The organism is Chryseobacterium sp. (assembly GCF_029240215.1).
In the GTDB taxonomy this organism is placed as follows: Bacteria; Bacteroidota; Bacteroidia; order Flavobacteriales; family Weeksellaceae; genus Chryseobacterium.
Window position 1 is genome coordinate 39,424 of the sequence record NZ_JARBTK010000009.1, and the last position, 11,829, is coordinate 51,252.

General features: G+C 33.8%; 13 protein-coding genes. 7 read left to right on the forward strand and 6 right to left on the reverse strand.

Annotation, left to right across the window (positions count from 1 at the left end; genetic code table 11):
* Positions 1-24: 24 nt before the first annotated feature.
* From K0R77_RS15425 to K0R77_RS15435, 3 genes are all read right to left on the reverse strand, one after another.
* On the reverse strand, positions 25-657 hold the full coding sequence (locus K0R77_RS15425; RefSeq protein ID WP_300354305.1) for a trimeric intracellular cation channel family protein: 633 nt from the start codon (positions 655-657) through the stop codon (positions 25-27).
* Positions 658-822: 165 nt separating this feature from the next.
* Positions 823-1,290, reverse strand: coding sequence for a pantetheine-phosphate adenylyltransferase (coaD, locus tag K0R77_RS15430; protein ID WP_300354308.1), 468 nt, complete (start codon positions 1,288-1,290; stop codon positions 823-825).
* Between the two features lie 68 nt (positions 1,291-1,358).
* The gene (locus tag K0R77_RS15435; protein WP_300354310.1) at positions 1,359-2,348 is read right to left on the reverse strand and encodes a D-alanine--D-alanine ligase; all 990 of its coding nucleotides are present in this window, start codon (positions 2,346-2,348) and stop codon (positions 1,359-1,361) included.
* Positions 2,349-2,502: 154 nt separating this feature from the next.
* Here K0R77_RS15435 and K0R77_RS15440 point away from each other — a divergent pair, with 154 nt between their 5' ends.
* From K0R77_RS15440 to murI, 6 genes are all read left to right on the forward strand, one after another.
* On the forward strand, positions 2,503-3,558 hold the full coding sequence (locus K0R77_RS15440; RefSeq protein WP_300354312.1) for a PASTA domain-containing protein: 1,056 nt from the start codon (positions 2,503-2,505) through the stop codon (positions 3,556-3,558).
* Between the two features lie 71 nt (positions 3,559-3,629).
* Positions 3,630-4,694, forward strand: a complete 1,065-nt coding sequence (locus K0R77_RS15445) for an RluA family pseudouridine synthase (protein ID WP_300354314.1) — start codon at positions 3,630-3,632, stop codon at positions 4,692-4,694.
* A gap of 51 nt (positions 4,695-4,745) precedes the next feature.
* Positions 4,746-5,696, forward strand: a complete 951-nt coding sequence (locus tag K0R77_RS15450) for a PorP/SprF family type IX secretion system membrane protein (protein WP_300354316.1) — start codon at positions 4,746-4,748, stop codon at positions 5,694-5,696.
* A gap of 52 nt (positions 5,697-5,748) precedes the next feature.
* Positions 5,749-6,873 (forward strand): radical SAM family heme chaperone HemW, encoded by a 1,125-nt coding sequence (hemW, locus tag K0R77_RS15455; RefSeq protein ID WP_300354318.1) that lies wholly within the window; start codon positions 5,749-5,751, stop codon positions 6,871-6,873.
* Between the two features lie 38 nt (positions 6,874-6,911).
* Complete coding sequence (locus tag K0R77_RS15460) at positions 6,912-8,510, forward strand: DUF4139 domain-containing protein (protein ID WP_300354320.1); 1,599 nt, start codon at positions 6,912-6,914, stop codon at positions 8,508-8,510.
* 42 nt (positions 8,511-8,552) lie between these two features.
* The gene (gene murI, locus K0R77_RS15465) at positions 8,553-9,383 is read left to right on the forward strand and encodes a glutamate racemase (RefSeq protein WP_300354322.1); all 831 of its coding nucleotides are present in this window, start codon (positions 8,553-8,555) and stop codon (positions 9,381-9,383) included.
* 35 nt (positions 9,384-9,418) lie between these two features.
* Here murI and K0R77_RS15470 read toward each other — a convergent pair whose 3' ends face one another.
* Complete coding sequence (locus tag K0R77_RS15470) at positions 9,419-10,018, reverse strand: nitroreductase family protein (protein WP_300354324.1); 600 nt, start codon at positions 10,016-10,018, stop codon at positions 9,419-9,421.
* A gap of 75 nt (positions 10,019-10,093) precedes the next feature.
* Here K0R77_RS15470 and K0R77_RS15475 point away from each other — a divergent pair, with 75 nt between their 5' ends.
* On the forward strand, positions 10,094-10,441 hold the full coding sequence (locus tag K0R77_RS15475; RefSeq protein WP_300354326.1) for a helix-turn-helix domain-containing protein: 348 nt from the start codon (positions 10,094-10,096) through the stop codon (positions 10,439-10,441).
* On the opposite strand, the gene K0R77_RS15480 is transcribed toward K0R77_RS15475, so the two are convergent.
* On the reverse strand, positions 10,438-11,034 hold the full coding sequence (locus K0R77_RS15480) for an RsmD family RNA methyltransferase (protein ID WP_300354329.1): 597 nt from the start codon (positions 11,032-11,034) through the stop codon (positions 10,438-10,440). The two genes, K0R77_RS15475 and K0R77_RS15480, sit on opposite strands and share 4 nt — an antisense overlap.
* 71 nt (positions 11,035-11,105) lie before the next feature.
* On the reverse strand, positions 11,106-11,822 hold the full coding sequence (locus K0R77_RS15485) for a DUF3822 family protein (RefSeq protein ID WP_300354332.1): 717 nt from the start codon (positions 11,820-11,822) through the stop codon (positions 11,106-11,108).
* Positions 11,823-11,829 lie beyond the last annotated feature (7 nt).

The window sequence follows — 11,829 nt, forward strand, 5'->3', positions numbered from 1 at the left end:
CATTTTTTATTTTGAAAATTAAGGTTACATTTCAGAATTACTTTCATAACCATAAAATTTCGGGATCTGCCAATGATATTTTACCGCTAAAGTTCGTACACTTACAATCATTAAAATCGTAAAAATTTGTATAAAAGTATAAGAAAGATTGGTGAAATGAGTAAGTAATAAAAATGTTGAGCCGCCAATAATACAAGCACTTGCGTAAATTTCTTTCCTAAAAATCAACGGGATTCTGTTCAGTAAAATATCCCGGATAATTCCGCCAAAACATCCGGTTATGGTTCCTAATCCAATGCAGATTAAAGGATGAATGTCTAGATGTAAACCTTTCTGAACGCCAATAATGGTAAATAATCCTAATCCAAAGCTGTCAAAAATAAATAAGGTGACTTTAAAATTTTTCTCAATTGATTTAAAGACCATAGAAAAAATACTTGTCGCCAGGATCAAACCACACATCAAAAGATCATGCATCCAGAAAACCGGAATATCTAAAAGTAAATCTCTCACTGTACCGCCGCCAACTGAGGTAATGAAGGCAATAATCAAAACACCGAACGGATCAAGTCGCTTTTGCATCGCAGCAAAACTCCCTGACATCGAAAATGATATCGTTCCGAGAATTTCTATGATAAAATTGAACTGTTCGTGCATTACTTTGTAGAAAGTGAATTACTTTCAATATTTGTGGTGAATTAGTCGAAAAAATTAAAATATAGTGTTTAATTTGTCATTCCGTAGGAATCTCGGCAAATCTAATAAATTAGCTTAGATTCCTACGGAATGACAAACCAAGAATAATATATTCAATTATTATATTTACTTTTTTTCTACTCTTACTGCATCCGGAACCAATAATTCATATTCTCCGCCGTGGTTGATGATTTCTCTCACAATACTGCTGCTGATGAATGATTTTCCTGATGAGGTTAGTAAGAAAACAGTTTCCAGTTTTTTGTGGGCCAAAGTACGGTTGGTATGAGCAATTGCTTTTTCAAATTCAAAATCGGCGGGGTTTCTCAAGCCTCTAAGAATGAATTGAGCATTTTTTTCAAAGCAATAATCAACAGTCAGACCTTCAAAATAATCTACTTCAACATTTGGGAATTCTGCGACTGAATTTTGTATGAATTCCATTCTTTTTTCGAGCGGAAACATATATTTTTTCTGAGAATTCTGTCCGATCGCTATAATCACTTTGTCAAAAAGTGCCGCAGCTCTCTCAATAATATCGTAATGTCCTAATGTAATAGGATCAAAAGACCCCGGAAAAACGGCAATTTTCATGCGTAATTAATTATAAGTTATGAGTTAGAAATGATGAGTTATTTACTCTAATATCTAACTTCTAATATCTAGTTTTTCTTTTGTAAAGCTTTTTCAACTTCATTTCCGCAAAGATCTTTGATTGAAATTCCGTAGATTTTTGCCTGTTGAGGAAGAATACTTGCAGGTGAAAATCCGGGATTGGTATTCATTTCCAACATATACGGAACTCCATTCATCAAAATAAATTCACTTCTCGAAAAGCCGCTCATTCCTAAAGAATCATAGGCCCTTTTTGCTATTTCTTCCACTTTCTTTGTGGTTTCTGCGTCAATTCTTGCAGGAGTAATTTCTTCTGAAGCACCTTCATATTTGGCTTCATAATCGAAAAATTCATTTTTAGGAACAATCTCTGTAATTCCCAAAACAATGGTCTCACCTTTAAAATCTATGACACCTACAGAAACTTCCATCCCGTCGAGGAAGCTTTCAATTAAAATTTCATCATCTTCTTTAAAAGCAATTTCTGTTGCAGCAATCAGCTCAGACTGATTTTTTACTTTAGAAATTCCCAATGATGAACCAGATTGATTAGGCTTTACGAAAACAGGGAGACCTAAACTTTCGATGATTTCATCAACATTAATATCTTCACCTTTTCTTAAATAAACACTTTTCGCTGAAGGAATTCCATATTTTGACAAAACTGCTAAAGTGTCTTTTTTGTTAAACGTCAAAGCACTTTGATAAAAATCACATCCTGTATAAGCTTGTCCGATTGCATCCCAATAAGCCTGCAAAATACCGTTTTCGCCGGGAGTTCCGTGGATGATATTGAAGCAAACGTCAAATTTTAAAGTCTCATTTGTTTTGAAATTAACTGAAAAATCTCCTTTATTAATGGAAAGCTTGTTTTCATTTTCATCTAAAAAATACCATTCATTTTTTAGAATGACTACTTTATATACATTATATTGATCTCTGTCTAAAGAATCGTAGATCAACTGTCCGCTTTTCAGGGAAACTTTATATTCGTCAGAATAGCCTCCCATCACTACAGCAACGTGTTTTTTGCTCATATCCGTTTAATCATTTAAGGCAAATTTAATGAAATTATATCACGCACGAATTGAATTTTAGAAAATTTGGAGCCAAATGCTAATTCTGTTAAATAAAAAGTGCAATCAAAAATTATTAGTTATATTTGCCGTTATAATTCAAGTATTTTAAAGTATGCTTAAATCACTTTTCAATTGGAAAGTTTTAGTTAATTTACTAGTAGCGGTCGCTGTTTTCGTGGGATTGGTATGGCTTACATTTCGTTGGCTGGAATACCATACAAACCACGGACAAGAGATTCCTGTTCCTAATGTTGTTAATAAATCTGTACACGATGCTGTCAAAATATTAGAAGACACCGGTCTCGACTATGAAGTAGACAGTGCAACCTATAACCCTAAATACAGACCTTTTCAGGTTCTTCAGGTATATCCTGCACCGGGTTCGCGCGTGAAAGACGGCAGAGCCATTACTTTAAAAGTAAACCCAAGAAGCTGGGCTCCTGTTGCCGTACCAGATGTTATCAATAAATATTCGGGTCTTGCATTCCAGAGATTAGATCAGGTCGGTCTTAAAGTTGGAGACACTATTTTTGAGCCGAGCATTCAGAAAGATGCGGTTCTGAGGATTTTATTTAAAGGAAATTCTCTAAAACCCGGAACAAAAATCCCGAGATTTTCGGTTATTGATGTTGTGGTAGGTTCCGGACCGATGAGAAATATCTCAATACCTAATGTGGTAGGTTTAACAGTAAAAGAAGCGAAAGCACTTATTTCAAGAAATCTGTTTGAAGTAGGAATCGTGGATCATGAAGACGGTGGTAAAGATGAATCAGATATCGTTTATTATCAGGATCCGGCTGCTGGTGATGTAAGAGATCAGGGAATGCAGATTGATCTTTGGGCAAGTAAGAAAACTCCGGCTGAGCTTCGGGACAAGATAGATCAGTTAAATTCTACTTACAGAATGAAAATTGATACGACATTGCCTCCGATCAGGTATGAAGAAGTTCCTAATTTTCAGGATGAACCGGTAAATAATGTTCCGCCTCCTGCAGTAACTCCGAAACCAGTAAGTCCAAAACCTTCAACAACGACAACGTCTAAGCCTGTAAGTACAACAAAAACTACAGACACGAAGCCAAAAACTTCTGGTGGCAATCCAGACAACTCAGCTAAGCCGACAACGCCTGCTGCTGAAAAACCAAAAGGTAAGAAAGTTATCATTTAAAAGATGACTTCATAATAAAATTCAGGCTTCAACTTTAAAATGTTGAAGCCTTTTACGTAAAAAAGAATAGAATGACAGAAGATAACGAAGAGTTTTTAGACGAAGAATTGCTGGATCCGAATAATGTAGATATTGATGAGGAAAATAAGGGCCTGTATGAACATGTGAATATCACAGTTGATGGTAAACAGGAACCTTTAAGAATAGATAAGTTTCTTTTGAATTTCCGTCAGAATTCTTCAAGAAATAAAATTTCGCAAACCTGCAGAGCCGGAAACGTTGTTGTCAACGGAACTCCTGTAAAGCAAAACTATCGTGTGAAACCGGGAGATCAGATTTCTTTATTGCTTGCTCATCCGCCAAGACTGAATGTGATTATTCCGCAGGATATCCCTATCAATATTGTATATGAAGATGATGATTTGGTGGTTGTCGATAAAGAGCCGGGAATGGTTGTACATCCCGGATTCGGAAACTGGGACGGAACTTTAGTCAATGCTTTGGCTTTTCATTTTGATCAGAAAGGAGAAAAGTCAGATTTGGACAGAGTAGGACTTGTTCACCGAATTGACAAAGATACCTCGGGACTTTTAGTTATTGCTAAAAACGAATATGCTTTAAGCTTTCTTGCTAAACAGTTTTTTGAAAGAAAAACCAAAAGATTGTACTGGGCTTTTGTATGGGGGAATGTGAAAGAAGATACAGGCACGATTACAGGACACATAGGAAGACATCCTAAGAACAGGATGCAGATGTATACTTATGTTGACGGAAGCCAAGGGAAGCATGCCGTAACACATTATAAAGTTTTAGAAAGATTTAAATACATGACCTGGGTAGAATGTAAATTGGAAACGGGAAGAACGCACCAAATTAGAGCCCACTTCAAACATATTGGTCATACTTTATTTAATGATGAACGATATGAAGGAAATATCGCCCTTCGTGGAGTTAATCTACCTAAATATAAGCAATTTGTAAAAAATGTTTTCGATATTTTGCCAAGACATGCACTTCATGCCCATACTCTCGGATTTATACACCCCACAACCAAAAAGGAATTGTATTTTGAGAGCCCAATGCCCCAAGATATGACGGATGCCGTAAAAAAATGGAGAAATTATTTAGAAAACTAAAAATATATTGAGAATTTTTTTATATTTGTTGAATTGAAATCAAGATTTGTTATGAGAAAACTATATGCTATCGTATGTTTAGCTCTTTTGTCTAATGCGTACAAAGCACAAGAATCATTACCATACTATCAGCAATATCTATTAGATGGTGAGTTCCTGTTCAACCCTGCACAATATGGTAAAACGGACTATGTACAGCTTAATCTAAACTATCAACAACAATTTTCAAAATTTAGCGAATCTCCAAACGTACAGTCTGTGGGAATCAACGCTAATATTTTTGACAGAGTGGGAGCGGGTATTTCCGTTTTTAGAGATAGCAACGGTCCTATATCAGCAGGAGGTATTACAGCGGGAGCTTCTTACTTTATCCCATTAAGCAGTGAAGGGGATAGAAAAGATCAGTTTTCTTTTGGTACTAGTGTTAATTTTTATAATATGAATTTTGATTATTCTAAAATTAATACAGAAGACGGTTACGATCCATTATTACAAGGAAACGAAAGTAATATTTTTATGGCGTATGCAAACTTCGGTTTAGCTGCTACATATAAAGGGTTATTCGGAGGTGTTTCAGTGAATGACATTGCATTAAGCAACGACGAATCTATCGTAAACAATTACGAACCATCACCAATCAAATTCTTCTTAAACTTAGGATACGACTGGAAGATTGCAGACAATATTGCCATTACTCCTTCAGCTTTGATCAACTTAAATACCAATTCTACAAGAATGATGGATTTAAACTTGATGGCTACATTCTCAAACGACATCAACGCATTCTCTTTCGGAGTTAGCTACAGAGGTGTTCAAAACAGATTTGATAACCAACAGTTGAGTATTTCACCAATCGTAAAAGTAAGATTCAACAAATTTATGGTGGGTGCTACTTACAACCTTGGAATGTCTGACATTCAGGAGTATGGTGGAAACAGCTTCATGATCGGTTTAGGTTACAACTTTGATAACTTTATTAATCATAGAGGATTTAGATATTAATCTGATTTAATTTAAATAAATTTGAGCTCTGAATTTTTTCAGAGCTTTTTTTATGATCTACATTCACATTCCTTTTTGCAAGCAGAAGTGCAGCTATTGCAATTTTCATTTTTCAACGTCTTTGAATTTTAAGGATGAAATGATTGCTGCGATGAAAAAAGAGATTTTTCTCCGTAAGGATGAGCTTCAAAATAAGAGTTTGCAATCCCTTTACTTCGGTGGTGGAACACCTTCTATTCTTTCCGGAGACGAAATCAAGTCTTTGATTGATGAAGTTTTAAAATATTTTAGTTTTAATTCTGATATTGAAATTACTTTAGAAGCAAATCCGGATGATTTGGATAAGAATTTTTTAAAGCAACTATCAAATTCTCCTATTAATCGATTATCAATCGGGACGCAAAGTTTTTTTGATGAAGATTTGAGGTTGATGAATCGTGCACATAATGCTTCCGATGCGGAAGGTTCTATCAAAAGAGCGCAGGATTTTGGCTTTGAAAATTTAAGTATTGACTTAATTTACGGTTCGCCAACTTCCAATTTAGAAATATGGAAGCAAAATTTAAACAAAACTATCGCGCTTGAAGTTCCTCATATCTCGTCTTACGCATTGACGATTGAGCCAAAAACCGCTTTGGAAAAATGGATTGCCAACGGAAAAGTCTCAAACCCGAAAGAGGAAGAACAAAACAGAGAGTTTTATTACATGATTGATTTTCTGAAAGATCATAATTTTGAGCATTATGAAATCTCGAATTTTGCTAAAAAAGGCTTTCATTCAAGACATAATTCTGCATATTGGGAGTACAACGAATATCTGGGAATCGGTCCTTCCGCCCATTCTTATAACGGGTTTGATACAAGAAGCTGGAATGTTGCCAATAATCAGCAATATATTAAAAAATTAAATTCAAATATTTTAGCGAAAGAGACCGAAATTCTTTCACAAAAAGATCAGTTTAATGAAATGATCATGATCGGATTGAGGACAACTTGGGGTGTTGATCTTGAAAGTTTGAAAAATAAATTTAAAGAAGAAATTTTAGATCAATTTTACAAAGAAATTCAGCAAAAATTAGCTGAAGGAATTTTAATCAAAGAAAATAATCACCTCAAAATTCCTGAAAAACATTGGTTTATGGCAGATGGAATTGCTTCAGATTTGTTTCAGGTTTAAAGTCATTAATGTATATTTGAAATTAAATATAATAACCAATGAAGAAAAGTTTATTACTGTTTTTAGTATTTCTTGGAGTTTTACATTATTCTCAAAAACCCATATTTGTCAAGGCAAAAGTTAATGCTGTAAATGTTTACAGAAGTTCAGCGGAGCTTCAAAATTCTGCAAATTTTTCTATCCCTTCCGGAGCTTCGGAAGTTATTATTACAAATATTTCTGAGGAAATTTTCGAAAAGTCGTTGCAGGTAAGTGTTAACAATAAAAATGTAAGCATTCTATCAGTTCAATTTACGGATAATTATACGTCTGATTATGATATGGATAATACAAATCCACGTATCAAAAAAGTTAGTGACAGCATTACACTGCTGGAAGATATTGTTTATAAAGCAAGTATGGAGCTTGAAGCTAACAACAAAACGCTTGAGCTTTTAGATAAAAATCAGACTGTTCTAGTTGGAAGCAATACTTCTAGTGTGGCTCAACTGATGCAGCTCGCAGATTATTATAAGACCAAAAGATTAGAAATCAGTACAGCAATATCTCAAATCAACAAAAAGAACACTGACCTTCAAAAAAAATTAAACCGATTGAGAAGCAGCCTGAAAATTAATTCTGAAATGGAAGAAGCATCTTCTGACGGAGTTTTAATTTTAAAAGTAATGAGCTCTGCTGCTGCAAATGTGAAAGCAGATATTAGTTATTTAGCAGAAAATGCATCTTGGGAACCTTTTTATGAAGTAAGAGGAAATAAACTTTCTGAGCCTTTGGATGTTCTGTTTAAAGCAAAAGTCAGACAAGATACAGGTCTCGATTGGAAGGGGGTGAAACTTTCTTTAATCAATGGAAGATCGAGCAGAAATAGTACTGCACCGGTTTTAAATCCATGGTTTTTACAATCGTATAAGCAGCAAAACGAATCTGTCGTAAATTCAGGAAGATATATTTCCGATACAATAAGTAGAGAAAAAAATATTGAAGAAGTAGTTGTTGTGGGAGCGAGTTTCAGGTCTATTGAAAATCAGTTTAATATCAGCTTTGATGTTGATGTACCTTATGATATTCTCTCTAATGATCAGGAGAATTTTATTAATTTGAAACAGGAAAAAATCCCCGCAGTTTATAAGTATTTTGTTGCGCCAAAATATAATAAAGATGCCTTCTTAATTGCTAAAATTAAAGATTTTAATAAATATAATCTAATTTCGGCTTCGGCAAACATTGTTTTTGAAAATATGTATATTGGCGAAACAACAATTAAGCCCAATCAGACAACTGATGAATTAAGTATTACGCTTGGGGATGATAAGAAAATCAGTGTCAGAAAAGAGGTAATTGATGATAAATCTAGTGTGAAAATGTTTTCATCTTATCAGGAAAAGACAATTACATATGATATTGTCGTAAGGAATAATAAAAAAGAGGCTATTGAGATAGAAATAAAAGATCAGTTTCCACTTAGTAAAGACGAGTCGGTTAAAATAGAATTATTACAAACCTATAATGCAGAACAGGACAAAGAAAAAGGATATTTAACTTGGGATGTTAAAATTTCTCCATCAGAGACAAAAAAATTTAGAGTAAGTTATAAAGTAAGATATCCGAAAGATTTTTCAATTAGTAATCTTAATTAATTCTAAATTCTATTCACTATTTTTGCATAAAATTTCATTCGTTTGAAAACTAAAAAACAGGATTATTCGCATCTTTCACCAAAGCAGCCTATCGGAATTTTTGATAGCGGAGTGGGAGGTTTAACGGTTGCCAAAGAGATCAAGAGACTTCTTCCCAATGAAGATCTTATTTATTTTGGAGATACAAAACATCTTCCTTATGGTGAAAAATCTAAAGAAGCGATTATAGGATATTCTACGAAGATTACCAATTTTCTACTTGAGCAAAACTGCAAAGCGATTGTAATTGCATGTAATACGGCCACAGCAAATGCTTTGAATGAGGTGATGGAAGCTGTCTCAGGAAAAGTTCCGGTAATTGATGTGATCAATCCGGTTGCTGAAAAGGTTTCTTACGAGATTCATACCAATGTGGGAGTGATTGCTACGAAAGCAACGGTAAATTCAGGTTTATACAAAAAAAGCATTCGTAAGCATAACAAATTTATCAAAGTTGATGAATTGGCGACGCCATTGTTGGTTCCTGCAATTGAAGAGGGTTTTAAAAATCATCCGATCACGCATTCGATCATTTATAATTATCTGAGTAATGCTAAATTGAAAAATATCGAAACTTTGATTTTAGGATGTACTCATTATCCGCTTTTGATTGACGAAATCAAACAATATTACGGAAATCGTGTTCGTGTGATAGACTCGCCGAATATTGTTGCAAACCATCTCAATATTATTTTGGATAAATACAATTTATTAAATCAGAATAACCCGAAACCAACCTATCAGTTTTATCTTTCGGATATCACCAAAAACTTTGAAAAAATTTCAAAAAAGTTCTTCGGAAAAACTATCGACTTAGAATTGAAAGTATTATAAATAAAAAAAGACTCAGAAATGAGTCTTTTTGTTTCTTAAAGTTCTACAATTATTTTGTCTGAAACCAATCTTCTCTTGGGAGTAATTGCCGGCTGATTACTGTCAGTTTCAGATTTTTTGCCAATCGCTACAGCAAATATTGATTCATATACATCGTTTTGTATAATTTCATCATACTTGTCAGGCATTATTCCTTCCATCGGAGTACAATCGATTTCCATATCGGCACATGCAGAAAGTAAAACACCGAGAGAAAGATACACCTGATTTCTCATCCAGAATTTTATTTCTAAATCTCCTTTTGGTTTGACCATTGAATTGTAATATGCAATCGCGCCTTCTGGTAGATTTTCGTGCATTTGTTTTTCAAAATCTTCTACATTTTTTAATACCTGAAAGACAATCAAATCACTACATTCAATCACTTTTTCTTTGTTGTGATAAGAAATTTCAGAAAACTTCTCTTTTGTTTGCTGATCGTTTATAAAAACAAAATTCCAGGGCTGACTGTTGATCGAAGATGGACTTAAATTTAAGATTGCTTTAAGCTCATCTATCTTTTCCGGATCTACTTTTACCTGAGAATCATACTTTTTAACCGTATATCTCTTTTGCATTTTTTCTAAAAAACTCATACTATCAATTTTATAGTTACAAAACTAATTAAAGTTTAATATCTTTGCAATAACGGATAAAAATGATAGTACAAAATGTTTACAATTGATAATAAATCCTATCCCTGCAGTACGAGTGTAACGATGAAATTTATTGGCGGAAAATGGAAAGCCGTTATTTTGTTTCACTTAATCGACAGCGCTAAAAGATACAACGAATTGCGAAAACTGATTCCTACGATTACGGAACGAACTTTAAGCCTCCAACTCAAACAATTGGAAGAAGACGGAGTAATTGACAGAAAAGTTTTCACGGAAAAACCTCCGTTGATGGTAGAATACAGCTTAGCAGAATTTGGAGAAAGCCTGATTCCGGTCGTAAAAGAAATTGCAAAATGGGGTAGAGAAGCTTCATCTTACTCAAAAAAAATAATCAGGAATTAAATTTCCTGATTATCTGTTTCTTCTAAATCTGTTGTTTCTTCCTGATTCGGTTTAAAAAAACTGAAACTCACATTTCCGTATCTTCTGGTATCAACGAAATTTGGATGATCAAATTTCAACCTGCTTTGATGCTCAATCACCAAAATACCATTCGGTTTCAGGTATTTATTATTTAAAACCAACGAAATCAGTTCGTAATATTTTTTCTCTTCCATTTCGAAAGGAGCATCAGAAAATACGATTTCGTAGGATTTTTTATTTCTGAATTTTTTCAGCCAGTCAAAAACATCACCACGCTGCACACTTACATTTAAACTAAAACCCAGTTCTGAAGCTGTAGAATTTAAAAAAGAAGTGTGTTTCGGGTTCATTTCGACCGAAGTAAGATCTTTGCAGCCTCTTGAAGCAAACTCAAAAGTGATTGATCCGATACCCGCAAAAAGATCAAGAACAGATATCGACTGCATATCGTACGTGTTCTCAAGAATGCTGAATAATGCTTCTTTTGCAAAATCAGTGGTCGGTCTTACATCAAAATTTTTCGGAGCTGCTATTTTTTTGGCTTTCCACTTGCCGGCAATTATTCTGTACATTTTTTGTTAGTTTTAGATAGTAGGTAAAAGGTAGCAATAGAAACTAAATTCTAAAAACTGTATCCTGCAACCTAATTAAGGATGAAATTCTTATTCGGAATGTTATCAAAAACAATTTTTATGTTTTTCACAAACTTCTGAAGTTCTGAAATAAACGTTTCGTTTTCTGTTGTTTCGCCGTAAACAAAAAAGTTCGTATCGTTGATTCCAAAACCGATTTTGCTTAATGTAAACATCACGAAATAAAGAAAGTCTACTTCCGAATTGACATCCAGATTATTGTATAAAATTACTTTCTTGTTATCAATGGCAAAAAACTCACACTGATTATGATAAAGGTTGATATGAATTTCCTTTTTGTTCTTATTATAAATAGAATTTAAAAATTTTTCTCCCGAGAAATTGAATCTCACAGGAATCGAAAGGTCTTTAATTTTGCGATAAAAATCTTTTGGGAAAGTATAATAGAACTGTACATTGAATTTTTTATTTACCGAAAGCATCAATTCTTCATTCTCTTTATCAACAGGTGCATTGAAAGAAATGAGATCATATCCTGCATCATGTTCCGCAAAACCTTCAGGCATCAGCGTAAAATGGTTTAAAGCTGATATTACGGAAACTTCATCAAACCTTTGTTTCAATAAAACTTCTTCAAGTTTTTGAGCAATAAAATTCTTCGGAGATTCTTCATCAACCAGATAAGATTTCTCTTCCAAAACATTTTTGTTCTTGGTAATCTGATAGATGAGTCCGTCTTTCGTGAAAAGTAAATTGAGTACGTTCATATGACAA

What these genes read in the sequence shown, in the direction of transcription:
- K0R77_RS15425 (WP_300354305.1), bottom strand. Translation starts at nt 657, where the DNA reads ATGCACGAACAGTTCAATTTTATCATAGAAATTCTCGGAACGATATCA.
- coaD (WP_300354308.1), bottom strand. Translation starts at nt 1,290, where the DNA reads ATGAAAATTGCCGTTTTTCCGGGGTCTTTTGATCCTATTACATTAGGA.
- K0R77_RS15435 (WP_300354310.1), bottom strand. Translation starts at nt 2,348, where the DNA reads ATGAGCAAAAAACACGTTGCTGTAGTGATGGGAGGCTATTCTGACGAA.
- K0R77_RS15440 (WP_300354312.1), top strand. Translation starts at nt 2,503, where the DNA reads ATGCTTAAATCACTTTTCAATTGGAAAGTTTTAGTTAATTTACTAGTA.
- K0R77_RS15445 (WP_300354314.1), top strand. Translation starts at nt 3,630, where the DNA reads ATGACAGAAGATAACGAAGAGTTTTTAGACGAAGAATTGCTGGATCCG.
- K0R77_RS15450 (WP_300354316.1), top strand. Translation starts at nt 4,746, where the DNA reads ATGAGAAAACTATATGCTATCGTATGTTTAGCTCTTTTGTCTAATGCG.
- hemW (WP_300354318.1), top strand. Translation starts at nt 5,749, where the DNA reads ATGATCTACATTCACATTCCTTTTTGCAAGCAGAAGTGCAGCTATTGC.
- K0R77_RS15460 (WP_300354320.1), top strand. Translation starts at nt 6,912, where the DNA reads ATGAAGAAAAGTTTATTACTGTTTTTAGTATTTCTTGGAGTTTTACAT.
- K0R77_RS15470 (WP_300354324.1), bottom strand. Translation starts at nt 10,018, where the DNA reads ATGAGTTTTTTAGAAAAAATGCAAAAGAGATATACGGTTAAAAAGTAT.
- K0R77_RS15475 (WP_300354326.1), top strand. Translation starts at nt 10,094, where the DNA reads ATGTTTACAATTGATAATAAATCCTATCCCTGCAGTACGAGTGTAACG.
- K0R77_RS15480 (WP_300354329.1), bottom strand. Translation starts at nt 11,034, where the DNA reads ATGTACAGAATAATTGCCGGCAAGTGGAAAGCCAAAAAAATAGCAGCT.
- K0R77_RS15485 (WP_300354332.1), bottom strand. Translation starts at nt 11,822, where the DNA reads ATGAACGTACTCAATTTACTTTTCACGAAAGACGGACTCATCTATCAG.